Source organism: Streptomyces sp. NBC_00076, from assembly GCF_045041235.1.
Classification (GTDB): Bacteria; Actinomycetota; Actinomycetes; order Streptomycetales; family Streptomycetaceae; genus Streptomyces.
In genome coordinates this window covers 3,590,750-3,615,605 of the sequence record NZ_CP108242.1, presented here as the reverse complement: position 1 = coordinate 3,615,605, position 24,856 = coordinate 3,590,750, and the positions used below count along the sequence as shown (strand labels likewise).

Sequence of the window (24,856 nt, the reverse complement as noted above, 5' to 3'; positions counted from 1 at the left end):
TGGGTCAGGCATCGTCGGGCGGTCGGGCTGGTCGGCCTGGACGGGGTGGACGGGGTGGACGGGCTGGTCCAGGGGCCCCGGGCGGCGGGCCCGGCCCCGACCTGCCGCTCGGCCCGGCTCCGGTGTGACGACGGCGCGTTGTCGGTGGCGTGGTGCAGACTGGCCTGATCCGTACCTCGTCAGGGAGCGCACCGTGATCGCGTCCACCGCGTCCGTCGGAGAGGACCACCGAGACCAGCCCAGGGTCGACCCGCTGGCCGCCCTGCGCAGGCCGGACGACCCGCCCTGGGACGTCTACCTCACCGGCCCCGTGTTCCTCGACATCATCTTCACCGGGCTCGACTCCGCCCCGGTGCGCGGGACCGAGTCCTGGGCCCGCGGCATGGGGTCGAGCCCCGGAGGCGTGGCGAACATGGCGACCGCGCTGGCGAGGCTCGGCCTGCGCACCTCGCTGGCGGCCGCGTTCGGCGACGACCACTACGGCGAGTACTGCTGGGACACCCTGGAGCAGGGTGAGGGCATCGACCTCGCCCCCTCCCGCACGGTCGTCGGCTGGCACTCCCCGGTCACCGTCTCCATGGCGTACGAGGGCGAGCGCACCATGGTCTCCCACGGCCACGAGCCGCCCCCGGAGGAACCCGCGCCGGACTGCCCCCCGCGCGCGCGTGCCGCCATCGCCTCCCTCACTCCCGGCACCCGCGCTTCCTGGATCGCCCAGGCCGCGGGCAAGGGCGCCAGGATCTTCGCCGACGTCGGCTGGGACGACACCGGGGCGTGGGATCTGGCGGGGCTCGCCGATCTCGAACACTGCGAGGCGTTCCTGCCGAACGCTCAGGAGGCGATGCGGTACACCGGCACCGACTGCCCCCGGGCCGCGGCGCACGCGCTCACCGCTCACGTACCGCTCGCCGTCGTCACCCTCGGTGCGGAGGGGGCGTACGCGGTGGACCGACGGACGGGGGAGACGGCGGAGGTGCCGGCCATCGCGGTGGAGGCACTCGATCCGACCGGCGCGGGGGACGTCTTCGTGGCGGGCTTCGTCACCGGAACGCTGGCGGGGTGGCCGCTCGCCGACCGGCTGGCGTTCGGCGGGCTCACGGCAGCGTTGTCGGTGCAGGAGTTCGGCGGCTCGTTGTCGGCGCCGGGATGGTCCGAGATCGGCGCGTGGTGGCGGAAAGTGCAGTCGGTGGAGGGGCAGGAGCCGGTGGCGCTGCGGCGGTACGGGTTCCTGGCGGGGCTGGTGCCGGAGGAGGCCGGGCGGCCGTGGCCGTTGCGGCGGGCGGTGCCGACGATCGGGTTCGGCCGGTCGACATGAGCGTCCTCGGGGCCGACGCCCCCGGACTCCCGGCACAGGCAGGGAAAAGCCCTACGGCGTTGTCAGTGCACCGTCGTACCCTTGGTATCGCGAGGCCGCTCTCAGCTACGCGGCCGTGACGAGGAGGAACCGCAGGCCTACAGCGCCGGCCCATGACTCAGACACCCACAGCTCACACACCCGCGCAGGGGCAGGCCAGAGCGCAGTTCACCGTCCCCGCCCAGCACCCCATGGTGACCGTGCTGGGTTCCGGCGACTCCCTGCTGCGCGTGATCGAGAAGGCCTTCCCGGCCGCCGACATCCACGTCCGGGGCAACGAGATCAGCGCGGTCGGCGAGGCCGCCGAAGTCGCGCTCATCCAGCGCCTGTTCGACGAGATGATGCTGGTGCTCCGCACCGGACAGCCGATGACGGAGGACGCAGTGGAACGCTCGATCGCCATGCTCAGAGCCAGTGAGAACGGCGAGAGCGACGGCCAGGAAACACCGGCCGAGGTGCTCACGCAGAACATCCTCTCCTCGCGCGGCCGCACGATCCGCCCCAAGACCCTCAACCAGAAGCGGTACGTCGACGCGATCGACAAGCACACGATCGTCTTCGGCATCGGCCCCGCCGGCACCGGCAAGACCTACCTCGCCATGGCCAAGGCGGTGCAGGCCCTGCAGTCCAAGCAGGTCAACCGCATCATCCTGACCCGCCCGGCGGTGGAGGCGGGAGAGCGGCTCGGATTCCTCCCGGGCACGCTCTACGAGAAGATCGACCCGTATCTGCGCCCGCTGTACGACGCGCTGCACGACATGCTGGACCCCGACTCGATCCCGCGGCTGATGGCGGCGGGGACAATCGAGGTCGCGCCGCTGGCCTACATGCGTGGCCGTACGCTCAACGACGCCTTCATCATCCTGGACGAGGCACAGAACACCAGCCCCGAACAGATGAAGATGTTCCTCACCCGTCTCGGCTTCGACTCGAAGATCGTGATCACGGGTGACGTGACCCAGGTGGACCTGCCGAGCGGCACGAAGTCCGGTCTGCGGCAGGTTCAGGACATCCTCGAAGGCCTCGACGACGTGCACTTCTCGAGGCTCACGTCCCACGACGTCGTACGGCACAAGCTGGTCGGCCGTATCGTCGACGCGTACGAGAAGTACGACAGCCAGAACGGTACGGAGAACGGCACCCACAAGGGCGCCCGTAACAAGCGGAAGTAGACCAGCGCGACCATGTCGATCGACGTCAACAACGAGTCCGGAACCGAGGTCGACGAGCAGGCGATCCTCGACATCGCCCGCTACGCGCTCGCACGGATGCGCATCCACCCGCTCTCCGAGCTCTCGGTGATCGTCGTGGACGAGGACGCCATGGAGCAGTTGCACATCCAGTGGATGGACCTGCCGGGGCCGACCGACGTCATGTCCTTCCCGATGGACGAACTGCGTCCGCCGTCGAAGGACGACGCCGAGCCCCCGCAGGGACTCCTCGGCGACATCGTGCTGTGCCCCGAGGTCGCCAAGAAGCAGGGCGAGGAAGCCGAGACGCAGCACTCCATGGACGAGGAGCTCCAGCTGCTCACCGTCCACGGCGTGCTGCACCTGCTGGGCTACGACCACGAGGAGCCCGACGAGAAGGCCGAGATGTTCGGCCTCCAGGCGGCCATCGTGGACGGCTGGCGCGCGGAGAAGGGCCTGACCGGCCCGTCCCCCGCCCCGACCGTCTCATGAGCCCCGCCCTCGTCTCCGGCGCCGTCGCCCTGGTCGTCGTCGCGTGGCTCGCCGCCTGTGCGGAGGCGGGCCTCGCGCGCGTCTCCAGCTTCCGCGCCGAGGAGGCCGTACGGACCGGCCGTCGCGGCAGCGCCAAGCTCGCCCAGATCGCCGCCGACCCGACCCGCTATCTCAACGTGGCGCTGCTGGTGCGCGTCGCCTGCGAGATGGCGGCCGCCGCGCTCGTCACCTACGCCTGTCTGCGGGAGTTCGACGGCACCACCGAGGCGCTCCTGGTCGCGATCGGGGTGATGGTCCTCGTGTCGTACGTCGCCGTCGGTGTCTCCCCGCGCACCATCGGCCGCCAGCACCCGCTGAACACCGCGACAGCGGCGGCGTACATCCTGCTGCCGCTGGCGCGGATCATGGGCCCGATCCCGTCCCTCCTCATCCTCATCGGCAACGCGCTCACCCCCGGCAAGGGCTTCCGTCGCGGTCCCTTCGCCTCCGAGGCGGAGCTGCGCGCACTGGTCGATCTCGCGGAGAAGGAGTCGCTGATCGAGGACGAGGAGCGCCGCATGGTGCACTCGGTCTTCGAGCTGGGCGACACGCTCGTACGGGAGGTCATGGTCCCGAGGACCGACCTGGTCGTCATCGAGCGGTACAAGACGATCCGTCAGGCGCTGACTCTGGCGTTGCGGTCGGGCTTCTCGCGTGTTCCGGTCACCGGCGAGAACGAGGACGACATCGTCGGGATCGTGTACGTGAAGGACCTGGCCCGCAAGACGCACATCAGCCGGGACGCGGAGAGCGAGCTGGTGTCGACGGCGATGCGCCCGGCGGCCTTCGTCCCCGACACCAAGAACGCCGGTGACCTGCTGCGCGAGATGCAGCAGGACCGCAACCACGTGGCCGTGGTCATCGACGAGTACGGCGGCACCGCCGGCATCGTCACCATCGAGGACATCCTCGAGGAGATCGTCGGGGAGATCACCGACGAGTACGACCGCGAACTCCCGCCCGTCGAGGACCTCGGCGACGACCGCCACCGGGTCACCGCCCGCCTCGACATCACCGACCTCGGCGAGCTGTACGGCCTGGAGGAGTACGACGACGAGGACGTGGAGACCGTCGGCGGCCTGCTCGCGAAGGCCCTGGGCCGCGTGCCCATCGCCGGGGCGTCGTCGGTCGTCGGGCTTCCGGACGGCCGGGAACTGAGGCTGACCGCGGAGGCCTCGGCGGGCCGCCGGAACAAGATCGTGACGGTGCTGGTGGAGCCGGTGGACCCGGCGGGGCCGCCGGAGGACGAGGAGAAGAAGCCGGAGTGACACCCCAGGAGCTGCGCGCGTTCTGTCTGTCCTTCAACGAGGCCGTGGAGGACTTCCCGTTCCGGCCGGAGATCTCGGTCTTCAAGGTGCTGGGCAAGCTCTTCGCCCTGACCACGCTGGACGCCCGTCCCCTCACGGTCAACCTCAAGTGCGACCCGGAGGACGCGATCCGGCTGCGGGGCGAACACCCGGGACTGATCGTCCCCGGCTGGCACATGAACAAGCGTCACTGGAACACGGTGACGGTGGACGGCGACCTGCCGGACGGGCTGGTGCGGGAGCTGGTCGAGGACTCGTACGACCTGGTGGTGGCGGGGTTGCCGCGCGCGGAGCGGCTTCGGCTCGACCGTGCGTGAACCCTGGCCCGCCGACGGCCTCGGCGTTCTTCGTATGCTCACCTCATGACTGACAGCGCGCTTGACCCCGAGGACCGCAAGATCGTCACCCTGGCCCGTTCGGCGCGGGTCCGCAACGGTGTCCCCGAGGGGGCGGCCGTGCGGGACGAGACGGGCCGTACGTATGTGGCCGGGACCGTGGCCCTGGACTCGCTGAAGCTGAGTGCGCTGCGGACGGCCGTGGCGATGGCGGTGGCGTCCGGGGCGACGTCGCTGGAGGCGGCGGCGGTGGTGACGGAGGCGGAGCGGGCCTCCGCGGAGGACCTCGCGGCGGTGCGGGACCTCGGTGGCGCCCAGACGCCGGTCCTGGTGGCGGGGCCCGACGGCGCCGTGCGGCTGACGGTCCCGGCGGGCTGAGGTCCTGGAGGCCCCGCCCCTACCGCCCTACCCGCCCCTTCACCCCCGCCAGGGGCCGCGTGCCCCTGGCCCCCCTTCGGGCCTGAACTGCCCCGCCCCGAACACCGGACGGGCTGAGCGAGTAGGCCGGAAATCAGCCTTGCAAGCGCTTGCCCCCCGCGCATCAATGAAGGTATCCCCTGACGGTCCATCAGATTCAAGCCGCGCAGCTGACCGCACCCACTGCCAGGCCGACGGCCGTCAACGCGCACTCCCAGACGACAGGAAGGGAGCTCATCCCCATGAGAGGCAAGCGCACGACCACGGGTGCGGCAGTCATGATCGGGGCCCTCGCGGTCACCGGTCTCACGTTCGCGCCCACCGCGGCCGCCGTCACCCCGACGACGGCGACCATCAACGCCAGTTGCGGACTGTTCGGCGGCGGGGCGGCCACGCTGACCGCGACGCAGAACGGCACCTCGGCCACCATCACCCTCTCGTCCACCGCCATCAAGACACCGCTCGCACTGGCGGCGGACTCCATCACGTCCAAGCTCACCATGGTGAAGGCGAGCGGCGGCACCACCGTCTTCAGCGGGAAGAAGAACCCGGCCATGGCCGCCCAGAGCCCGGTCACCGTCGGTCCGCTCAGCGGCACCGTGGCCTCCGGCGACAGTCTGGAGTTCTACGGCGGCTCGCTGCAGATGACCATCTTCGGGATCTCCGTCACCTGTACGGCCAGCGCCAAGCAGTCACCGGGCCCGTTCGTGTTCGACTGAGTGTCCGGAAGGGCGGCCGGCCGCATGTCCGCCGCGTGTCCGGCCGAGTGATCGACTGAGTGATCTGTTCCGGATGCCGCAGAAACTGATAGCCCGTCAGGTTTCTGCGGCATCTGCATTGACTTCTCACGCGGCCTCCACATCAATGGCCTCCTGTCGGCGCAGACGAGCCGCTGCGCCCGCATCCCTCAGGAGGGGGCAAGCATGGGTCCGACACTCCGAAGACCGCGCCGGCGCCGCTTGGCGTCGCTGCTCGCGGTGACCGCGGTCGCGGTCACGGCGAGCGGGGCGCTGGCCTGCCCGGCCGGTGCGGCGGGCACGAACGTGGACTTCGCCACGCACTGCATCCCGCCCGCGATCGCGGGCATTCCGCCGATCGACGGCACCACCACCGCGAGCGTCTCGGTGGACAACACCAGCCCCAAGGTCGGCGACACGGTCACCGTGACGTACAAGGTGGTCACCGCGGCAGCCGGCAACCCCACCGAGCTCGACCTGCCGGCCGACATCATGACCCCGACCGGCAAGGTCACCCTCGGTGGCGCGCAGACCGGGGACGTGACGGTCGCGGGGCCGAAGAAGAACGACCCGGTGCCCGGCAAGGCCCCCTTCCCGTCGTTCTCCATGACCGGCACCTTCAAGGTCACCAAGGCCGGCGCGATCACGCTCTCGCCGGGCGACTACAACATCCACACCAGCTACATCCTGGAGCTGGACACCCCGTGCACGGTGATCACTCCGCCCGCGCCGGTCTCCGAGACCGTCACCGCGACGGACTCGACCCCGGTCAACCAGCGTGCCATCACGCTGGGTTCGGCCTCCGGGAACGCGGGTGACGGTGTCACCGTCAACGGCACCGGCTTCACGGCGGGCGCGACCGTCACACTGGCCGGACGCTCCGGGGGCAAGCAGACCCAGGACACCGCGACCGTGACCGCGGGCGCCCAGGGCGCCTTCAGCGGCTCGCTGGTGGTCAACGACAAGACGACGACCGGGATCGTCGCGTACGAGGGCGCCTCCTGGAACGCGGACAAGGGCGCCGGGCCCGCGGCCTACGTCGTCAACGGCACCACACCGCCCGTGCCCGCCGGCAGCCAGAAGCTGACGACGACCGTGAAGGCGGGGACGTTGTCCATGTCCCAGGCCGGGGACGCCGTCTCGCTGTCGGCGGTCGACTTCGGCAAGGGCGGGGCATCGACCGGTGACCTCAACACGGTGACCGTCAAGGACTTCCGGGGCGGACCCGCGGGCTGGTCCCTGACCGGCAAGGTCACCGACTTCACCGGTACCGGCGCCAACCTCACCGATCCCGGCGCCAAGATCGACGCCGGGAAGCTGAGCTGGACCCCGTCCTGCGCGACCAAGGCCGGCAGCCCCAGCACCTGCAAGGCGGGTTCAGCGGGCACGGTGGGCACCTCGGGGGCGACCCTCGCGTCGGCCCCGGACGGCACGAGCACCGGCGGTGAGTTCACCGTGGATGCCGGACTCTCCCTGGACGTACCGGCGTTCACGCCTCCGGGCTCGTACTCCGGCGTCCTCACCCTCACGCTCACCTGATTCCGACGGCACGGGCGCCCGCACCCGCCCGTGCCTACAACCACGTCAGTGGGGGGCCGCACCCATGCGCAAGTTCTCCGTCCTCCTCCTGGGCCTGCTGCTCCTGGCCATGACCGCGGGTCCCGCCCGGGCCGCCGACAACGGCAGCTGGTCCGTCTTCCCGGCCTCCTCGCAGATCGCCGAGCGCCCGTACTTCTACCTCTCCGCCGACCCCGGTACGCGCCTGAGGGACAAGGTCGTCGTCGCCAACAAGACCGCCCGCCCGCTGACCTTCCGCCTCTACGCGGCCGATGCCTACAACACCGCCCGCGACGGTGGATTCGCCGTACGGACGCAGAAGGAGAAGCAGCGGGGGGTGGGCGCGTGGGCCAAGCCCGCCCGCACCCGGGTCACCGTCCCCGCGCACGGCAAGGTCACCGTGCCGTTCACGCTCCGCGTGCCCGCGGACGCCGAACCCGGAGACCATCCGGGCGCTGTGGTGGCACTCGACGAACGCGTCGACCAGGGCGACGGTTCCGTCGCGCTCGGCGTGCAACGGGCCGTCGGAGCCCGCGTCTACCTCCGCGTCGGTGGCCCCGTACTCCCCGCGATCGCCGTCGAGAACGTCCGCGTCACCCACGACCAACCGCTCGTCCCCGGACTCGGCGACAGCACCGCGACGATCTCCTACACCCTCCACAACACCGGCAACGTCACCCTCGACCCGAAGGTGGAGCTACGGGCGCGGGGCCTGTTCGGCCGGACGCTGCTGGCCCGCGACCTGGCCAGGATCCCCGCCGAGCTGCTGCCCGGTCAGCGCGTCCGGCTCAGCGAACCCTGGCGCGGCGCGCCCCAGCTCGACTGGGGCGACGTGACGCTCACGGCGAGCGCGCAGGACACCCGCGAGTCGGCGAGCGCGTCCTTCTTCGCCCTGCCGTGGCTGGTGGCGGCGCTCCTGGCCGTGGTCCTGCCGGTGGGAGCGGTCCTGCTGATCAGAGCGCGTCGGGCCCGCGCTCTCCCGTCCGTACCCGCACCACCGTCTCCACCGGCAGCGCCCACACCTTCCCGTCCCCGATCTTCCCCGTCTGCGCGGCCTTGACGATCGCGTCGATGACGGCGTCCGAGTCGGCGTCCCCGACGACGACCTCGATCCGGACCTTGGGGACCAGGTCGATCTGGTACTCGGCGCCCCGGTAGACCTCGGTGTGGCCGCGCTGGCGGCCGTAGCCGCTGGCCTCGGTCACGGTCAGACCGTGCACACCGAGCTCCTGGAGAGCGGTCTTGACCTCGTCGAGGCGGTACGGCTTGACGATCGCGGTGATGAGCTTCATGCCTGGGGCTTGACCTTCTGCGCGGAGGGAAGGACGGACGCGGTGACCGGGGCGCCGTGGCCCAGGACGCCGTGATCGTATGCGGTCTCGGCGTGCACCGTAAGGTCCAGGCCGGTGTACTCCTGGTCCTCGCTCGCACGCAGGCCCACGGTCTTGTCGATCAGCTTGCCGATGCCGTACGTCACGAGGAAGGCGTAGGTCCCCACGGCGAGCACGGCCACCAGCTGCTTGCCGAGCTGGGCCAGGCCCCCGCCGTAGAGGAGCCCCTCGGGCCCGTCGGTCATCGACTCGACCGCGAAGACCCCGATGAGGAGCGTGCCGATGACTCCGCCGACCAGGTGGACGCCGACGACGTCCAGGGAGTCGTCGTAGTTCAGCCGGAACTTCCAGCCCACGGCGTACGAGCAGACCGTGCCGGCGGCGAGACCGACGACCAGGGCGCCGAGCAGGGAGATGGAACCGCAGGACGGGGTGATCGCGACCAGGCCCGCGACCGCGCCGGAGGCGGAGCCCAGCGTGGTCGGGTGGCCGTCGCGCTTCTGCTCCACGAACAGCCAGCCGAGCAGACCGGTGCAGCCGGCCGCGAGGGTGTTGAGGAACGCGGCGGCGGCCAGGCCGTTGGCGCCGAGGGCCGAACCGGCGTTGAAGCCGAACCAGCCGAACCAGAGCAGACCCGCGCCCAGCATCACCATGGGGAGGTTGTGCGGGCGCATCGCGTCCTTCTTGAAGCCCAGCCGCGGGCCGAGGACCAGGCACAACGCCAGGCCGGAGGCGCCGGAGACGATCTCGACGGGCAGTCCGCCGGCGAAGTCCAGGGCACCGAGACGCTCGAGGATCCAGCCGCCCGGGCCCCAGACCCAGTGCGCGACGGGAACGTATACGAGCAACGCCCAGACGGGCACGAACAGCAGCCACGCGCCGAACTTCGCGCGGTCCGCGATCGCGCCGCTGACCAGGGCGGCCGTGATGATCGCGAAGGTGAGCTGGAAGGTCGCGAACAGGAGGGTGGGGACGGTGCCGTGGACGCTGTCGGGGCCGAGGCCCGACATTCCGGCGTGCTCCAGCCCGCCGATGATCCCGCCGCCGATGTCGTCCCCGAACGCGAGGGAGTATCCGGCTGCCAGCCACACCACCGTGACCAGGGCGATCGACACGAAGCTCATCATCAGCATGTTGAGGACGCTCTTCGTGCGGACCATGCCGCCGTAGAACAGGGCCAGGCCGGGAGTCATCAGCAGGACGAGGGCGGTGGCGGCGAGCAGCCAGGCGGTGTCGCCGGTGTCTATGCGCTCTACGGCCAGGGGCGCGGCGAGGGTCACGGTCGTCTCCAACGGTGTGGGGGCTCGTCAGAGGGTCACCGGCGTGAGTTTCGAGTTGTGCACGGGGGTGTTTCCGCCACGTTTCGTTGCGTGGGGGTTTCGGAAAGCTCACGGGGAGGACTGGGGGCGGACGCTTGTGCGGCGGGGCTCTTTGGATCAGGGAGAATGGGCGCCATGAGCGTTCGCAGTCAGTCATCCGAGCCGTCGGCGTCGTCGTCGGTCCCCCACCGCGCCGGCTTCGCCTGCTTCGTGGGCCGCCCCAACGCGGGCAAGTCCACCCTCACGAACGCTCTGGTCGGGCAGAAGGTGGCGATCACCGCGAACCAGCCGCAGACGACGCGGCACACGGTACGGGGGATCGTGCACCGGCCCGAGGCCCAGCTGATCCTGGTGGACACCCCGGGGCTGCACAAGCCGCGCACGCTGCTCGGCGAGCGGCTGAACGACGTCGTACGGACCACCTGGGCCGAGGTCGACGTGATCGGCTTCTGTCTGCCGGCGAACGAGAAGCTCGGCCCCGGTGACCGCTTCATCGTGAAGGAACTCGCGGGGATCAAGAAGTCCCCGAAGGTCGCGATCATCACGAAGACGGACCTCGTCGACTCCAAGACGCTGGCCGAGCAGCTGATCGCCGTCGACCAGCTCGGCAAGGAGCTCGGCATCGAGTGGGCGGAGATCGTCCCGGTGTCGGCGACCGCGAACCAGCAGGTCGACCTGTTGGCGGACCTGCTGATCCCGATGCTTCCCGAGGGCCCGGCCCTCTACCCCGAGGGTGACCTCACCGACGAGCCCGAGCAGGTCATGATCGCGGAGCTGATCCGTGAGGCCGCGCTGGAGGGCGTGCGCGACGAGCTGCCCCACTCCATCGCCGTCGTCGTGGAGGAGATGATCCCCCGCGAGGACCGGCCCGCCGACAGGCCACTCCTCGACATCCACGCCTTCGTCTACATCGAGCGGCCCAGCCAGAAGGGCATCATCATCGGCCCCAAGGGCAAGCGGCTGAAGGACGTCGGCATCAAGTCCCGCAAGCAGATCGAGGCGCTGCTGGGGACGCCGGTCTTCCTCGACCTGCACGTGAAGGTCGCGAAGGACTGGCAGCGCGACCCTCGGCAGCTGCGCAAGCTGGGCTTCTAGGACAGGCCACGGCGTTCGCCCGCCCAGCGCAGGAGCATGGCCGTGGCTTCCGCTCGGTCCCCGGGGGCGAGGGCCGCGATGGTGGTGTGGTGATCGGCGCCGGGAGCCAGGTAGCGGCGGGAGTCGACGGTGCCGCGCCCCAGACGGAAGGGCTCGGCCACCGCGGGGTCCTGGGCGCCGTCGACGAAGAGGAGCCGGCTGCCCTTCTGGCGGACCCAGCGGTCGATGTCGGGCATCGCGCGGTGGTCGAAGCGCAGCGGGATGTCACGGGGCACGAAGTTGCGCGGCTCGGTGGCGTCCGGGTAGCGCAACAGGCCCTTCAGATGGGCGGTGGGGACAGTCAAGTACCCCAGCTGAGTGCCCAGTTGGTAGAAGTACGGGATGTAGTCCTGTGCGACCTGGTCGGCGTAGACCGGGAGCACCGAGGTGGTTTCCAGCCAGGCGTAGAGCTCGTCGGTCGACGCGTCCGGGGCCGGCACGGTGGCGCAGGCCGACGCCCCGCGGTTCTGCCAGAACATCAGCGGAGCGCGTCGCACCGCCGTCTCGAAGGCCTTGTCGGCGCTGCCCACGATCCGGAACGTGTCACCCGTGGACGCCGCCCAGGCTTCGTAACGGGCGACCATCTCGTCCCGGCGCAGGAGCGCCTGCCGCTGCGCCGTCGCTATGGCCTCGCGGCAGGAGGCCGTGCCCACGGTCTCCAGAAACCGGAGATAGGCGGAGTCGTCGCGGTCGTCGACGTTGTTCGGGGCCGAGTACGCCACCGTGCCGTCCACGTCGTCCGGGTGGAACCGGCGGTGGTAGACGGAGGTCATCCCGCCCTTGCTGCCGCCCGTCGAGATCCACGTCCCGCGATACAGCTGTTTGAACAGCCGCACGACACGGTGGTGGTCGTCGGCGGCCTGCCGGACGGTCAGCCGCGACCAGTCCTCCGTCGTCGGCCGGGAGGTGCCGAAGAAGCGGTGCTCGACGCCGATCTGGTTGCCGTCGAGCAGCACGGTCGGCTCGGTCCGACGCGGTGACAGCGGCAGGTCGTAACCCGTCGTGAACAGCACCGTGGGACGGTCCGCCGATCTGTGGAGCAGCGTCAGGCGCTGCTCGAAGGTGCCCGCCGACGGCCGGGCGTGATCGACGGGCTGGCGCAGGCCCAGGACGAAGAAGCGGTACTCCGGGTCCGCGGCCGGCCGCTCCTCGATCACGCGCAGGCCGGGCAACGAGTGGAGGGCGTCGAGTATGTCGCCCTGGCGAGGCCCCGCCCCGTCTGTTGTCACCGCCGCCATCGCCGTCGTCGGCGCCGCGGGCGCGGTTCCCGTCAGGGCGAGAATCCCGGCCACCACCGCCACCGCTGCCGTCCGCCGACGTCTGTTGCCCGTTCGCATCGCAACCCCTATCCACCGTCTGTCTCCGACTGCTTCAGTACAGCTGTCGGACGGCGGGGGGAGATCCCCCGCGGGCGGGGGACGCGTCCCCCGCAGGGGGGAGAAGGAATCCGGACGGTCGGGACGGGCCGGTGGCCCGGGTTTCAGTCGGAGCGCTGCGCGCGCAGCAGCTCCTGGTACCACCCGTACGACGACTTGGGGGTCCTGGCGAGGGTCTCGAAGTCCACGTGGACCAACCCGAACCGTCGCGCGTACCCCTCCGCCCACTCGAAGTTGTCCAGCAGCGACCACACGAAGTAGCCGCGGACGTCCACGCCCGCCTCCGACGCCTCGTGCAGGGCGCGGATGTGGCCGTCGAGGTAGCTGATCCGGGACTGGTCGTCGACGCCCTCGTAGGAGCAGCCGTTCTCGGTGATGACGATCGGGGGGAGCCGGTCGCCGTACCGCTCGTGGAGACCGGTGAGCAGTTCGGTCAGGCCCGCCGGGACCACCGGCCAGCCGAAGTCCGTCACCGGGACGCCCTCGATCTCCCGTACCGAGAAGGGGAGTTCGGCGGGGATCGTCAGTCCGCCGAACTCGATGTCCGCGCCCTGCGGGGCGCCCACCCGGGTCGGCGCGTAGTAGTTGACGCCGTACCAGTCGAGAGGCTCCCCGATGATCTTGAGGTCGTCGGTCACGTCGCCCGGCATCAACTCGCCGATGCCCTCCGGGTATTCGCCGAGCAGGACCGGGTCCGAGAACAGGTGGTTGAGGAGGAGGTCGTAGAAGCCCGCCGCCTCCAGGTCGGCCTGCTCCCGCGACGCCGGCCACGTCGGCCCGTGCGAGTTGGCGATCCCGATGTCCGTGGCGCCGCCCGCGCGCAGCGCCCGCACGGCCAGACCGTGGGCCAGCAACTGGTGGTGGGCGGCCGGGAGCGCGTCGAACATCAGCCGCTTGCCCGGCGCGTGCGCGCCCAGCGCGTGCCCGAACAGGGTGTGCTCGGCGGGCTCGTTGATCGTGATCCACTTCTTCACGCGGTCACCGAGCCGGTCGGCGACGACGGACACGTACTCCGCGAAGCGCGACGCCGTGTCCCGTTCCAGCCAGCCGCCCGCCTCCTCGAGGGCCAGCGGCAGGTCCCAGTGGAAGAGGGTCGGGACCGGGCGGACGCCCGCCGCGCACAGCTCGTCGACCAGGCGGTCGTAGAAGTCCAGGCCGCCCTCGGCGCGCACCCGCGGCCAGGAGATGGAGAAGCGGTACGCGTCCACACCGAGGCCGGCCAGCAGGGCCACGTCCTCGCCGTAGCGGTGGTAGTGGTCGCAGGCCACCGCCGCGGTGGAGCCGTCCTTCACCCGCCCGGGCTCGGCCGAGAAGGCGTCCCAGACGGACGGCTCACGCCGGCCCGCCGCTCCCTCGATCTGGTGGGCCGAGGTCGAGACGCCCCACAGGAAGCCGTCCGGGAACTGGGGTATCGGGTTCGTCGCCATGCGCCGGATCATCGGTACTGGCGGGTAGGGAAGTCAACGGGCAGGCGCGAAGAACGAGTTACGCGCCTTCCTTGAGCACCCGGGAGATCAGCTTGCGCTGCTCGTCCGTGAGCCGGGGATCGGCCGCGTACACCGTCTTCCCGTCCACCGTGATCTGGTAGCCGAAGCCGTCCGGCACCCCGATCGGCGGCGTGCCCCGCCCCGCGGCGAATGCCTTCTCGGCGAGGGCGTGCCATTCGTGGGCATCGGGCAGCCGCGAGGTGTCCACCTCGGCATGCCGCTCGATGCCCGCGAACCCGCCCGTGCGCCGTACCTGAATACGCATGGTTCCTGTCTAGTACGGAGTCAGAGAATGCGCACCCCGACCTGCTCCCACGCCTTCTCCACCGCCTGGAGTTCCTCGCCGCCGTCGCCGAAGCGCTCGCGCGCGGCCTTGACGGTCAGCTTGGCGAAGTCGCCGAAGAACGCCCGCTCCGTGAGCTCGCCGCCGGTCAGGGCGTCGTACCAGACCTGTCCCGCCTTCTCCCAGGCGTAGCCGCCGAGCGCGGTGGCGGCCAGGTAGAACGCGTGGTTGGGGATGCCGGAGTTGATGTGGACGCCGCCGTTGTCGCGGCCGGTGCGGACGTAGTCGTCCATGGTCGCGGGCTGCGGGTCCTTGCCGAGGACGTCGTCGTCGTACGCGCTGCCCGGCTCCTTCATGGAACGCAGGGCCTTGCCGGTGACGCGCGGGGCGAGCAGGCCCGCGCCGATCAGCCAGTCGGCCTCGGTGGCGGTCTGGCCGAGTGTGTACTGCTTGATGAGCGAGCCGAAGACGTCGGACATCGACTCGTTGAGGGCGCCCGGCTGCCCGAAGTACGTGAGGTTGGCCGTGTACTGGGTGACGCCGTGGGTCAGTTCGTGGCCGATGACGTCGATCGGGATGGTGAAGTCGAGGAAGATCTCGCCGTCACCGTCGCCGAACACCATCTGCTCGCCGTTCCAGAAGGCGTTGCCGTAGTTCTCGTCGTAGTGGACGGTCGCGTCCAGGGGCAGGCCGTCGCCGTCGATCGAGTGGCGGCCGTAGGCCTTGAGGTAGAGGTCGAAGGTGGCGCCGAGGCCGGAGTAGGCGCGGTTGACCGTGGCGTCCTGGCCGGGCTCCGAGCCCTCCGCGCGTACTTCGGTGCCCGGCAGGTCGGTCTTGTGCCCGGCGTCGTAGAGGGTGCGCAGCGGCTGGTCCGCCGGTGCCTTCGTGGTCGGGGCGGCGGACAGGCCGAACTCGGCGCTCACCCGGCGGCGGCCGCGTTCGTGGGCGTCGCGGAGCAGGGTCCGGCGGGCGGGGCCGGACAGGGCCGGGTCCTCGCTGCGGGCGAGCCTGTCGAGGAGGTGGGGTGGCACGATGGTGCAGAAGACGGGCTCGAAGCCCCCGTTGGTGGTCATGCCGGGCACCATTGCACTGAGTTATGGCGCTGTCACTACCCGCAACCATGATTGGTGAAATGGGGCGCCAACGGGCATCGCGATGGGCGGCGAAGTGGTATAGCGCACTTTTTGCCCCATAGGCCCCTTCTTGTGCGGGCGGTCCCGCATACTGATACGGGCCCGCGCGTCGGGTGCGGCTCGGCTAGGCTGCGGCATCATGCGTTTCGGGCTGCTTCTCCTTAGCTGCCGCGGCGAGGGCCTGTAATCGAGGCCGACCCCCTCCCCGCGGAGTTTTGGCGTTTCCGCCGTCGGCCGTCCTTCAGGACCCGCCTTCGAGGAGCCCCCGCATCATGGCGAACCGCCAGCAGCCCACCTCCATGCCGATCCACAAGTACGGCCAGTACGACCAGGTCGACATCCCGGACCGCACGTGGCCGAACAACCGGATCACCGTCGCTCCCCGCTGGCTCTCCACCGACCTGCGTGACGGCAACCAGGCCCTGATCGACCCGATGTCGCCCGAGCGCAAGCGTCGGATGTTCGACCAGCTGGTCAAGATGGGCTACAAGGAGATCGAGGTCGGCTTCCCCGCCTCCGGCCAGACCGACTTCGACTTCGTGCGCTCCATCGTCGAGGAGCCCGGCGCGATCCCCGACGACGTCACCATCTCCGTACTGACCCAGGCCCGCGAGGACCTGATCGAGCGGACCGTGGAGTCCCTGAAGGGCGCCAAGCGCGCCACGGTCCACCTGTACAACGCCACGGCTCCCGTCTTCCGCCGGGTCGTCTTCCGCGGCTCCAAGGACGACATCAAGCAGATCGCGGTCGACGGCACCCGGCTGGTCATGGAGTACGCCGAGAAGCACCTGGGCCCCGAGACCGAGTTCGGATACCAGTACTCGCCGGAGATCTTCACCGACACCGAGCTGGACTTCGCGCTGGAGGTCTGCGAGGCGGTCATGGACGTCTACCAGCCCGGCCCGGGCCGCGAGATCATCCTCAACCTGCCCGCCACCGTGGAGCGTTCGACGCCGTCGACGCACGCGGACCGCTTCGAGTGGATGAGCCGCAACGTCTCCCGCCGCGAGCACGTCGTCATCTCCGTCCACCCCCACAACGACCGCGGAACCGCCGTCGCCGCCGCCGAGCTGGCGCTGATGGCCGGCGCCGACCGCGTCGAGGGCTGCCTGTTCGGCCAGGGCGAGCGCACCGGCAACGTCGACCTGGTCACCCTGGGCATGAACCTGTTCTCGCAGGGCGTCGACCCGCAGATCGACTTCTCCGACATCGACGAGATCCGTCGTACGTGGGAGTACTGCAACCAGATGGAGGTCCACCCGCGCCACCCGTACGTGGGCGACCTGGTCTACACGTCCTTCTCCGGCTCCCACCAGGACGCCATCAAGAAGGGCTTCGACGCCATGGAGGCCGACGCGGCCGCCAAGGGCGTCACCGTCGACGACATCGAGTGGGCCGTGCCGTACCTGCCGATCGACCCGAAGGACGTCGGCCGTTCCTACGAGGCCGTCATCCGGGTCAACTCGCAGTCCGGCAAGGGCGGTATCGCGTACGTCCTGAAGAACGACCACAAGCTGGACCTGCCGCGACGGATGCAGATCGAGTTCTCCAAGCTCATCCAGGCCAAGACGGACGCCGAGGGCGGCGAGGTCACCGGCGGCGCCATCTGGGCCACTTTCCAGGACGAGTACCTGCCCAACCCCGAGAACCCGTGGGGCCGTATCCAGGTCAGGAACGGGCAGTCGACGACGGACAAGGACGGCGTGGACACGCTCACGGTCGAGGCCGAGGTGGATGGCGTCGAGACCACGCTGGTCGGCACCGGCAACGGTCCGATCTCCGCGTTCTTCCACGCGCTGCAGGGCATCGGGATCGACGCCCGCCTGCTGGACTACCAGGAGCACACGATGAGCGAGGGTGCCTCCGCACAGGCCGCCTCCTACATCGAATGCGCGATCGACGGCAAGGTCATCTGGGGAATCGGCATCGATGCGAACACGACACGTGCGTCACTGAAGGCGGTTGTCTCCGCCGTCAACCGCGCGGCACGCTGATCAGCCTCACCAGCGGTTTAGGGCCCCGTTCGCCGTTCGTACGGCGGGCGGGGCCCCGTCGTATACCGGCCAATCCCTGTGGAGGTCACGGAAAGGTCTCCTCCAGGGTAATGACTCCACCTGGCGGATGTGGCTAACATCACGCAAGCGCGGCGATGTTGCCGCGGGGTTACGGAGGTGCGACGTGCTGCCAGGACGGGGACGAACCGGCTCTGCCGCCAGGCCTGCGCGCCTCCTGGGCACCCGTACCGCGTGGACGACCGTCGGCGACGGCGAGTTCTTCTGCCCCGGCTGCGGCGGCGACCGCAACTACCAGCGGCTCACCGGGCGCCGCCGTTTCACCCTCCTCGGTATGCCCGTCGTCCCGCGCGGCGAGACCGGCCCGGTCGTCGAGTGCGCCGCCTGCCGCAGCCACTTCGGCACCGACGTCCTCGACCACCCGACCACCACCCGCTTCTCCGCGATGCTCCGCGACGCCGTCCACACCGTCGCCCTCGCGGTCCTCGCGGCGGGCGGCACCTGCTCCCGTACGTCCCTGGAGACCGCCGCCGCCACGGTCCGCGCCGCCGGCTTCGACGACTGCACCGAGGAGCAGCTGGAGGCCCTGGTCGAGGCCCTCGCCGCCGACACCGGCCGGTTCTACGACCGCCCCTGCGGAACGGGCCTCGCCATAGAGCTCCACGAGGCCCTCGACCCGCTGGCCGCCCACCTCGCCCCGGCCGGCCGCGAGTCGATCCTCGTCCAGGGCGCGCGCATCGCCCTCGCCGACGGTCCGTACACCCCCGCCGAACGCGACGCCCTCACCACCGTGGGCGCCGCGCTGACCATCTGCACGGACGACGTGACCCGACTGCTGGCGGCGGCCCGAACGCCGTCGTAGCGGGTCGCGGTCCGACACGGCCCGTCGTCATCCGTCGCGGCACGCCCGCCGTTACTCCCCAGGGAGTAGTCCCGGGCCACCGTCACCCCGGGCAGTACGCCCCAACTCGCCCTCCCGCCCGACGACTTGCCCCCGCCCCGCCGGAAGTCTGGAACCCAACCGGACACCGACCGAGGGGAGGGCCGTCGTATGAGGGCCGCGAGGGCTTGGACATCGAGACGCCGACGGAGCGTGCCATGGCTCGTGCTCGGACTGTGGGTCGTCGTGCTGGCGCTCGCGTCGCCGTTCGCGGCGAAGCTGGCGGACGTGCAGCGGGACCGGGCGGTGGACTATCTGCCGGCCAGTGCCGACTCCACACAGGTGGCGAAGATCCAGGAGCGGCTGCCCGGTGGGGAGGCCACCGAGATGGTGGTCGTGTACCACCGGGACGGCGGGCTGACGGCGCGGGACAGGGCGACCGCCGCCGAGCAGCTGGAGCGGATCGCGGGGGCGCACCGGCTCACCGGTGAGCCGCGGGGCGTTCCGTCCGAGGACGGGACCACGCTGATGTACCCGGTCGCCAGCACCGAGCCGGGGACCGACGAGGACGCCCGTGACGCGCTCGTCAACGACGTGCGGGACATCGCCAGGGGCTCGGACGGACTGAGCGTCGACGTCGGCGGGGAGGGGGCGCTGGCGACCGACGCGAACGAGGTCTACGACTCGCTCGACGGGCCGCTGCTCTACACCACCGCCGCGGTCGTCGCGCTGCTGCTGGTCCTGATCTACCGCAGCCCCTTCCTGTGGCTCGTGCCGCTCGCCGTCGCGGGCGTCGCCGACTACCTGTCGATGGGCGTCGCCTACGGACTCAACCAGGGCTTCGGCACGTCGGTGTCCGGCCAGAGCTCCGGCATCATGACGATCCTCGTGTTCGGCGCCGGCACCGACTACGCGCTGCTGCTCGTCTCCCGCTACCGCGAGGAACTACGGCGCGTCGAGCGGCCCTACGACGCCATGGCCGCCGCCCTGCGCGGCTGCGGGCCGGCCGTGCTCGCCTCCTCCGGGACCGTCGCAGCCGGGCTGCTGTGCCTGCTCGCCGCCGACCTCAACAGCAGCCGGGGCATGGGGCCGCTGGGCACGGTGGGTGTGCTGTGCGCCCTCGCCGCCATGCTGACCCTGCTGCCCGCGCTCCTGGTGCTGCTCGGACGGCGGGTGTTCTGGCCGCTCGTGCCGCGCTACGGCAGTACGCCCAAGGCCCGCCGGTCGCTGTTCGCCGCGATGGGCAGCTCCGCCGGACGCCGGCCGCTGACCGTCCTCGCGAGCGGGGCCGTGCTGCTCGGCGCGCTCGCCCTGGGCGCGCTGAACCTGCCCGGCGCTCTCAAGCAGGAGGACTCCTTCACCAGCAAGCCCGACGCGGTCGCCGCCATGCAGACCCTGGCCGCCGCCTACCCCGGGCACGGCACCCGGCCCCTCACCGTCATCACACCCACCGACCGGGCCGACGCCACCCTCGCCGAGATCCGCGGCACACGGGGCGTCGACAGCGCCGAGCGCGGCCGCGGCGGGGGAGGCTGGACCGAGATCGCCGTCACCGCCGGCTCCCCGCCCGAGTCCGCGGGCGAGACCGCCACCATCGAGGTCCTGCGCGACCAACTCGACGGCTCCTACGTCGGCGGGCCCAGCGCCGAACAGCTCGACCTGAAGGACACCAACGCCCGGGACCGGATGATCGTCGTCCCGCTCGTCCTCGTCTCCGTCCTGCTGATCCTCGTCGCCCTGCTGCGCTCGCTCGTCGCGCCGCTGCTGCTGGTCGCCGCCGTGGTCGCGGTGTGGGGCGCGGCCCTCGGCATCGCCGGGCTCGTGTTCGGGCCGGTGTTCGGCTTCGAGGGCACGGACCCGGGGCTGGGGCTGCTGTCCTTCGTGTTCCTGGTGGCCCTCGGCGTCGACTACGGCATCTTCCTGATGCACCGGATGCGGGAGGAGTCCCTGAACGGCGCCGAACCCGTCGCCGCCGCGCTCACCGCGCTGCGCACGACGGGCGGGGTCATCGCCTCCGCCGGACTCGTCCTCGCCGCCACCTTCGCGGTGCTCACCAGCATGCCGCTCGTCCAACTCGTCGAGCTGGGCTTCGTCATCGCGGTGGGCGTGCTCCTCGACACCTTCCTCGTCCGCACCTACCTGGTCACCAGCGCGAGCGTGGCGCTGCGGCGGCGGGTGTGGTGGCCGGGAAGCCTGTCGCGGGCACCCAAGACGCCGGTGCGGCCGGAGCGGCAGCCGGAGCCGGTGTGAGCTCACGCACCCGCGGGGCGCCCCTCCCCTCCCGGAGGGGCGCCCGTGTGACGCAGGATGAGCCGGTGCAGCAGACGACGAGAGCGACGACCCGCCCCCGCCTCGGCGAGCGGATCATGGAGGCGATCAACCGCGACCCCCGGACAGCACCGCACGGCGCCCGCAACGACGCACTGCTCGCCCTGGCTCTCGCCGTGACGACCGTGTGCCTAATGCTGCTCACCCGCGGGGGCGGCCGACCGGACACCCTCGACGAGGGCAACAGCCCGGACGCGCTGGGCTGGACGCTGCTGCTCGCCGCAAATGTGCCGATCACGTGGCGGCGACGCCGCCCGATGCTCGTCCTCGCCGCGGTGGTGGCGCTGGTCGTGCCGTACTACGCCCTCGACAACAACCACGACGCACCCACACCGGCGGCCTTCGTCGCGCTCTACACGGTCGCCGTCACCGGCCGTCCCCTGCGCACGGTCCTGGCGGGCGCCACCGTCCTCGCCGTCTCCCTGAGCGTGATGCTCATCGTCGACACCGAGCAGGCCCTCGAACTCCTGCACATCTCCGGATGGATCGTCGCCGTCATCTTCTGCGGCATCGACGTCCGCTACTACCGCCGGTACGTCTCCTCCATCGTCGACCGCGCCGAGAAAGCCGAACGCACCCGCGAGGAGGAAGCCCGCCGCAGGGTCGCGGAGGAGCGGCTGCGGATCGCCCGGGACCTGCACGACCTGCTCGCGCACAGCATCACCGTCATCGGTGTGCAGACCTCCGTCGCCGCGCACGTCCTGGCCGCCGACCCCGAGCGTCTCGACCGGGAGACCGTCGCCAAGGCCCTCGACGACATCGCCGAGACCTGCCGCAGCGCACGCGGCGAACTCCGTACGACGCTGGACGTGCTGCGGGCGGCCGAACACGGAGAGTCCCGCGGCCCGTTGCCCGGCCTCGACGGACTGACCTACCTGGTGGAGGCCGCGCGGCTCGCGGGCGCCCGGGTCGAGCCCGAGGTCCGGGTCCGGCAGGCCCCGCCCGCCGTGGGCGCCGCCGCCTACCGGATCGTGCAGGAGGCGCTGACCAACGCGGTCCGGCACGCGGGCCCCGAACCCGCCGTACGCGTCGAGCTGTACGAGGCTCAGGGCGCCCTGCGTCTGGCGGTCACCGACGACGGGACCGGACCCACGCCGGGCACCGCCCCCGGTTACGGGCTGGTCGGAATGCGCGAGCGGGCCCGCAGCGTGGGTGGCACACTCGACGCCGGACCACGGGGCGGGGGCGGCTTCGAGGTGACCGCCGTCCTGCCGCTCGCCTCGGCCATGTTCGAACGGGGGACCGGATGACCGTCCGGGTACTGCTCGCCGACGACCAGACCCTCGTACGGGAGGCGTTCGCGATGCTCGTCGAGTCGGCGCCGGACATGGAGGTGGTCGGGCAGGCGGCCACCGGGCGGGAGGCCGCGCGGCTGGCCGCCGCCACCCGGGCCGACCTCGTGGTGATGGACCTGCGGATGCCCGACCTCGACGGCATCGAGGCGACCCGGCTGATCGCCGCGAACGAGGACCTGGCCGGGGTGAGGGTCCTGGTCCTCACCACCTACGACACCGACGAGAACATCGTCGAGGCGCTGCGCGCCGGCGCTTCGGGGTTCCTCGTGAAGGACACCCGTCCGGCTGAACTCCTCGACGCCATCCGCACGGTGGCCGCCGGGGAAGCCCTGCTGTCGCCCGGGCCCACCGCCCGGCTGATCGCACGGTTCCTGCGCAGCCCGTCCGCGCCGGTGACCGGGGGCGGCCCCGAGTGTCTGTCGCAGCGGGAGCGGGAGGTCCTCGCGCTGGTCGCGCGCGGGCTCAACAACACGGAGATCGCCGGGACGTTGGGGCTCAGTCCGCTGACCGCGAAGACCCACGTCAGCCGGATCATGGGAAAGCTCGGGGTGCGGGACCGGGCCCAACTCGTCGTTGTGGCATACGAGTCGGGGGTGGTGACACCGGGGACCAGCTGACGGTCGACGGTCGACGGCTGTCCCGCCCGACCGGCTCCCGGGGGCGCCGACCCCTGTACGGCGCCCCCGGAGTACCGGTGTTACGGGAGGGTCTTCTCGTACGACTCGTCGTTGTCGGAGTCGTAGAGCAGCGTGCCGCCGGCGTCGTAGCCCTTGATGCGGGGTGCGACGGTGACCTGCTGGTTCAGGGTGCCGGAGGCGACGAACCAGCCGTGGTCGAGGGCGGCCTCGCTGGTGGCGCCGCCGTAGGAGACGGTCACCTTGGCCACGGACGGCTCGACCGTGCCGATCACACCCCAACGGAACGGCAGCTTCCAGGCGCCCTTGTCGAGGAACGACTGCTGGTACAGCTTGCCGCCGTTGATGTCGGCCTGCACGGGCGGGGAGTCCGGCAGCCGGTCCCCGCCGAGGCTGGTGTTGATCCCCGAATCGTCACCGGGCTTGACGTCGCAGATCAGCCGCGTCTGCGTCGGCTTCTCCTTCACGGCGACCACGAAGATGCCGTCGCCGGGCGCGTTGGAGTCGCCGGTGCTGTTCATCGCCAGGATGATCCGGTAGCCGTCGGCCGTGCCCAGGTCCCTGTCGTTCATGCGGCCGGAGGCGTACTTCCGGTCGTCGGCCAGGCACTTCTCCAGCCCGTCAGAAGCCTGCGCCGGTGTGATCCCGTCGAGCAACTGCCCCGGTGTGGCAGGTCCGGCGGGCCCGGTCGGGGTCGGCGAGGACGTCGGCGTCGGCGTTGTGGCGAGCGTGGCACTCGCCGACGGCTTCGAAGCCGCCGTCCGGGCACCCCCGCCCGGCGCGCCCAGCGCGTACGCGCCCACGGGCACCGCGGCCAGCGTCACCAGTACCGCCCCGGCCACCGCCACCCGGCGCCGCCGCTCGACCACGCCCCGGCGGCGGATCTCGGGGTACGGGGCCGGCGACGGCCGGATCGTGTAGGCGCCCTCGGCGAGCAGCTCACGCACGTGCTCCTCGAAGTCCCCGCTCACGCCCGCGTCGGTGTCCGCCTCGCCGTCCTGTCCCCGCCACTGTTCGTCGTTCACCTGGTACCTCCCTGCCGGGACGGTGTTTCTTCCTTGCCGGTGCGGGCGTGGTCAGGTCCGTCCATGACCTGCGCGAGCCCCGGATACGCACGCAACTTCGCCAGTCCCTTGGACGCCTGGCTCTTCACCGTGCCGGGGGAACACCCGAGGACCTCGGCGACCTCCGCCCCCGACATGTCCTCCCAGTACCGCAGGACGATCACCGCCCGCTGCTGGGGCGGCAGCCCGGCGAGCGCGCCGAGCAGTGCGCTGCGCTCGTCGGCCCACGAGATCGCGTCGCGCGCCGCCATCTCAGGCGGCGCCGCCGTCAGCGCCTCCGTGACCCGCCGCTTGCGGAAGCGGTCACTGTTGCAGTTGACGAGAATCCGTCGGACATAAGCCTCTGGATTGTCACTGCGTGACACGCGCCGCCAGGAGCGGTACACCTTCGCGAGCGCGGTCTGCGTCAGGTCCTCGGCGTGGTGTGCGTCGCCGGTCAGCAGATAGGCGGTCCGTACGAGACGGGACCACCGCGCTCTGACGAATTCCTGGAACCGTTCCTCTTGTTCGGCCTGCATCAAGCACCCTCCCTCGCCCTTCAGACCACCGTCTCGGCCGATTCGGTTGCCCGGGATCCGACACCGGGTTCGAATGGTCCCGTGACGAGACAAGAGGGCGGGGACAGCCGGGGGGACCGGGCACCGTGGGGCGAACGGGCCGCCGGGGTACTGCGGTTGCCGTCCGGGCGGCTGGTGCGGGGCCGGGGCCTGCGGCGCCCGCTCGATGCGGACGCGCCGGCACCGTCGTACGGCGTCTACCTCCTCGGCGGGCGGCCGCCCGAGGTCGCCTGGGAGTCGCGCTGGATCCGCTGGCCCGACTTCCGGCTGCCGAAGGACCGGGAGGCCGCCCGCGCGATGCTCACCGAGGCGTGGGAGCGGGCCGCCGACGAGCGCGTGGAACTCGCCTGCGGCGGCGGCCGTGGGCGTACGGGGACGGCGCTGGCGTGTCTCGCGGTCCTGGACGGCGTACCGCCGGAGCAGGCCGTCGCCTATGTCCGCGAGCACTACGACCGGCACGCGGTCGAGACGCCCTGGCAGGCGCGTTATGTCCGACGGTTCCGGGGGGCCTAGCCTCGCCGTTCCATGTCGCCGGGGTTCACCGGGTTCCTCCGAGGGTGCCCGAGCCTTCAGGCCGGGGAGGGATCGGACTCC

The 24,856-nt window shown here is 71.1% G+C and carries 24 protein-coding genes; 16 read left to right on the top strand and 8 right to left on the bottom strand.

Features of this window, described 5'->3' with window-relative positions; all coding sequences use genetic code 11:
- The first annotated feature begins 193 nt into the window (after positions 1–193).
- From OHA64_RS16485 to OHA64_RS16445, 9 genes are all read left to right on the top strand, one after another.
- Positions 194–1,315 (top strand): carbohydrate kinase family protein, encoded by a 1,122-nt coding sequence (locus OHA64_RS16485; RefSeq protein ID WP_405613647.1) that lies wholly within the window; start codon positions 194–196, stop codon positions 1,313–1,315.
- Between the two features lie 152 nt (positions 1,316–1,467).
- A complete protein-coding gene (locus OHA64_RS16480) occupies positions 1,468–2,526 on the top strand; it encodes a PhoH family protein (RefSeq protein ID WP_405613645.1) in 1,059 nt (352 codons plus the stop codon).
- A 12-nt stretch (positions 2,527–2,538) separates the two neighbouring features.
- Entirely contained in the window at positions 2,539–3,036 is a 498-nt protein-coding gene (gene ybeY / locus OHA64_RS16475) for an rRNA maturation RNase YbeY (RefSeq protein ID WP_405613643.1), read from the top strand.
- Positions 3,033–4,343: a hemolysin family protein gene (locus OHA64_RS16470; RefSeq protein WP_405613641.1), complete on the top strand. Its 1,311-nt coding sequence runs from the start codon at positions 3,033–3,035 to the stop codon at positions 4,341–4,343. Before ybeY ends, OHA64_RS16470 begins: the two co-directional genes overlap by 4 nt.
- Positions 4,340–4,699, top strand: coding sequence for an MmcQ/YjbR family DNA-binding protein (locus OHA64_RS16465; RefSeq protein ID WP_405613640.1), 360 nt, complete (start codon positions 4,340–4,342; stop codon positions 4,697–4,699). The genes OHA64_RS16470 and OHA64_RS16465 overlap by 4 nt, the downstream gene beginning before the upstream one ends.
- 45 nt (positions 4,700–4,744) lie before the next feature.
- Positions 4,745–5,095 (top strand): cytidine deaminase, encoded by a 351-nt coding sequence (locus OHA64_RS16460; RefSeq protein WP_405613638.1) that lies wholly within the window; start codon positions 4,745–4,747, stop codon positions 5,093–5,095.
- Positions 5,096–5,376: 281 nt separating this feature from the next.
- Positions 5,377–5,853: a hypothetical protein gene (locus OHA64_RS16455; RefSeq protein WP_405613636.1), complete on the top strand. Its 477-nt coding sequence runs from the start codon at positions 5,377–5,379 to the stop codon at positions 5,851–5,853.
- A gap of 204 nt (positions 5,854–6,057) precedes the next feature.
- Complete coding sequence (locus OHA64_RS16450) at positions 6,058–7,410, top strand: beta-xylosidase (RefSeq protein WP_405613634.1); 1,353 nt, start codon at positions 6,058–6,060, stop codon at positions 7,408–7,410.
- A 64-nt stretch (positions 7,411–7,474) separates the two neighbouring features.
- Positions 7,475–8,488, top strand: a complete 1,014-nt coding sequence (locus tag OHA64_RS16445; RefSeq protein ID WP_405613632.1) for a WxL protein peptidoglycan domain-containing protein — start codon at positions 7,475–7,477, stop codon at positions 8,486–8,488.
- Here the strand turns inward: OHA64_RS16445 and OHA64_RS16440 are convergent.
- Together OHA64_RS16440 and OHA64_RS16435 are read right to left on the bottom strand one after the other, a co-directional pair.
- The gene (locus OHA64_RS16440; RefSeq protein ID WP_405613630.1) at positions 8,382–8,720 is read right to left on the bottom strand and encodes a P-II family nitrogen regulator; all 339 of its coding nucleotides are present in this window, start codon (positions 8,718–8,720) and stop codon (positions 8,382–8,384) included. The two genes, OHA64_RS16445 and OHA64_RS16440, sit on opposite strands and share 107 nt — an antisense overlap.
- A complete protein-coding gene (locus OHA64_RS16435) occupies positions 8,717–10,039 on the bottom strand; it encodes an ammonium transporter (protein WP_405613628.1) in 1,323 nt (440 codons plus the stop codon). Before OHA64_RS16435 ends, OHA64_RS16440 begins: the two co-directional genes overlap by 4 nt.
- A 165-nt stretch (positions 10,040–10,204) precedes the next feature.
- On the opposite strand from OHA64_RS16435, the gene era reads away from it, so the two are divergent.
- Positions 10,205–11,173 carry a GTPase Era gene (era, locus tag OHA64_RS16430; protein WP_405613626.1) on the top strand — a complete coding sequence of 323 codons (969 nt, stop codon included), beginning with the start codon at positions 10,205–10,207 and terminating at the stop codon, positions 11,171–11,173.
- Here the strand turns inward: era and OHA64_RS16425 are convergent.
- The 4 genes from OHA64_RS16425 to OHA64_RS16410 form a co-directional block, all read right to left on the bottom strand.
- Entirely contained in the window at positions 11,170–12,549 is a 1,380-nt protein-coding gene (locus OHA64_RS16425) for a S28 family serine protease (RefSeq protein WP_405613624.1), read from the bottom strand. The two genes, era and OHA64_RS16425, sit on opposite strands and share 4 nt — an antisense overlap.
- Before the next feature lie 143 nt (positions 12,550–12,692).
- Positions 12,693–14,027 (bottom strand): GH1 family beta-glucosidase, encoded by a 1,335-nt coding sequence (locus OHA64_RS16420; RefSeq protein WP_405613622.1) that lies wholly within the window; start codon positions 14,025–14,027, stop codon positions 12,693–12,695.
- A gap of 46 nt (positions 14,028–14,073) precedes the next feature.
- Entirely contained in the window at positions 14,074–14,340 is a 267-nt protein-coding gene (locus tag OHA64_RS16415) for a protealysin inhibitor emfourin (RefSeq protein ID WP_405613620.1), read from the bottom strand.
- Positions 14,341–14,360: 20 nt separating this feature from the next.
- On the bottom strand, positions 14,361–15,431 hold the full coding sequence (locus tag OHA64_RS16410; RefSeq protein ID WP_405613618.1) for a M4 family metallopeptidase: 1,071 nt from the start codon (positions 15,429–15,431) through the stop codon (positions 14,361–14,363).
- A 332-nt stretch (positions 15,432–15,763) separates the two neighbouring features.
- On the opposite strand from OHA64_RS16410, the gene leuA reads away from it, so the two are divergent.
- The 5 genes from leuA (at position 15,764) to OHA64_RS16385 (ending at position 22,623) form a co-directional block, all read left to right on the top strand.
- Entirely contained in the window at positions 15,764–17,485 is a 1,722-nt protein-coding gene (gene leuA, locus OHA64_RS16405; RefSeq protein ID WP_405613616.1) for a 2-isopropylmalate synthase, read from the top strand.
- 184 nt (positions 17,486–17,669) lie between these two features.
- Positions 17,670–18,365, top strand: coding sequence for a TerB family tellurite resistance protein (locus OHA64_RS16400; protein WP_405613614.1), 696 nt, complete (start codon positions 17,670–17,672; stop codon positions 18,363–18,365).
- A 189-nt stretch (positions 18,366–18,554) separates the two neighbouring features.
- On the top strand, positions 18,555–20,633 hold the full coding sequence (locus tag OHA64_RS16395; RefSeq protein WP_405613612.1) for an MMPL family transporter: 2,079 nt from the start codon (positions 18,555–18,557) through the stop codon (positions 20,631–20,633).
- Positions 20,634–20,749: 116 nt separating this feature from the next.
- Positions 20,750–21,961 (top strand): sensor histidine kinase, encoded by a 1,212-nt coding sequence (locus OHA64_RS16390; protein WP_405623996.1) that lies wholly within the window; start codon positions 20,750–20,752, stop codon positions 21,959–21,961.
- Entirely contained in the window at positions 21,958–22,623 is a 666-nt protein-coding gene (locus tag OHA64_RS16385; protein ID WP_405613610.1) for a response regulator, read from the top strand. Before OHA64_RS16390 ends, OHA64_RS16385 begins: the two co-directional genes overlap by 4 nt.
- An 80-nt stretch (positions 22,624–22,703) precedes the next feature.
- On the opposite strand, the gene OHA64_RS16380 is transcribed toward OHA64_RS16385, so the two are convergent.
- Together OHA64_RS16380 and OHA64_RS16375 are read right to left on the bottom strand one after the other, a co-directional pair.
- Positions 22,704–23,666: a hypothetical protein gene (locus tag OHA64_RS16380; protein WP_405613608.1), complete on the bottom strand. Its 963-nt coding sequence runs from the start codon at positions 23,664–23,666 to the stop codon at positions 22,704–22,706.
- A complete protein-coding gene (locus tag OHA64_RS16375) occupies positions 23,663–24,223 on the bottom strand; it encodes a SigE family RNA polymerase sigma factor (RefSeq protein WP_405613606.1) in 561 nt (186 codons plus the stop codon). The genes OHA64_RS16380 and OHA64_RS16375 overlap by 4 nt, the downstream gene beginning before the upstream one ends.
- A gap of 81 nt (positions 24,224–24,304) precedes the next feature.
- On the opposite strand from OHA64_RS16375, the gene OHA64_RS16370 reads away from it, so the two are divergent.
- A complete protein-coding gene (locus OHA64_RS16370) occupies positions 24,305–24,775 on the top strand; it encodes a protein phosphatase (RefSeq protein WP_405613604.1) in 471 nt (156 codons plus the stop codon).
- The last annotated feature ends 81 nt before the right edge of the window (positions 24,776–24,856 follow it).

Coding starts and splice junctions, on each gene's coding strand:
- OHA64_RS16480 (WP_405613645.1), top strand. CDS start 1,468: ATGACTCAGACACCCACAGCTCACACACCCGCGCAGGGGCAGGCCAGA.
- ybeY (WP_405613643.1), top strand. CDS start 2,539: ATGTCGATCGACGTCAACAACGAGTCCGGAACCGAGGTCGACGAGCAG.
- OHA64_RS16470 (WP_405613641.1), top strand. CDS start 3,033: ATGAGCCCCGCCCTCGTCTCCGGCGCCGTCGCCCTGGTCGTCGTCGCG.
- OHA64_RS16460 (WP_405613638.1), top strand. CDS start 4,745: ATGACTGACAGCGCGCTTGACCCCGAGGACCGCAAGATCGTCACCCTG.
- OHA64_RS16455 (WP_405613636.1), top strand. CDS start 5,377: ATGAGAGGCAAGCGCACGACCACGGGTGCGGCAGTCATGATCGGGGCC.
- OHA64_RS16450 (WP_405613634.1), top strand. CDS start 6,058: ATGGGTCCGACACTCCGAAGACCGCGCCGGCGCCGCTTGGCGTCGCTG.
- OHA64_RS16445 (WP_405613632.1), top strand. CDS start 7,475: ATGCGCAAGTTCTCCGTCCTCCTCCTGGGCCTGCTGCTCCTGGCCATG.
- OHA64_RS16440 (WP_405613630.1), bottom strand. CDS start 8,720: ATGAAGCTCATCACCGCGATCGTCAAGCCGTACCGCCTCGACGAGGTC.
- era (WP_405613626.1), top strand. CDS start 10,205: ATGGGCGCCATGAGCGTTCGCAGTCAGTCATCCGAGCCGTCGGCGTCG.
- OHA64_RS16425 (WP_405613624.1), bottom strand. CDS start 12,549: ATGCGAACGGGCAACAGACGTCGGCGGACGGCAGCGGTGGCGGTGGTG.
- OHA64_RS16420 (WP_405613622.1), bottom strand. CDS start 14,027: ATGATCCGGCGCATGGCGACGAACCCGATACCCCAGTTCCCGGACGGC.
- OHA64_RS16415 (WP_405613620.1), bottom strand. CDS start 14,340: ATGCGTATTCAGGTACGGCGCACGGGCGGGTTCGCGGGCATCGAGCGG.
- OHA64_RS16410 (WP_405613618.1), bottom strand. CDS start 15,431: ATGACCACCAACGGGGGCTTCGAGCCCGTCTTCTGCACCATCGTGCCA.
- leuA (WP_405613616.1), top strand. CDS start 15,764: ATGGCGAACCGCCAGCAGCCCACCTCCATGCCGATCCACAAGTACGGC.
- OHA64_RS16395 (WP_405613612.1), top strand. CDS start 18,555: ATGAGGGCCGCGAGGGCTTGGACATCGAGACGCCGACGGAGCGTGCCA.
- OHA64_RS16390 (WP_405623996.1), top strand. CDS start 20,750: ATGGAGGCGATCAACCGCGACCCCCGGACAGCACCGCACGGCGCCCGC.
- OHA64_RS16385 (WP_405613610.1), top strand. CDS start 21,958: ATGACCGTCCGGGTACTGCTCGCCGACGACCAGACCCTCGTACGGGAG.
- OHA64_RS16375 (WP_405613606.1), bottom strand. CDS start 24,223: ATGCAGGCCGAACAAGAGGAACGGTTCCAGGAATTCGTCAGAGCGCGG.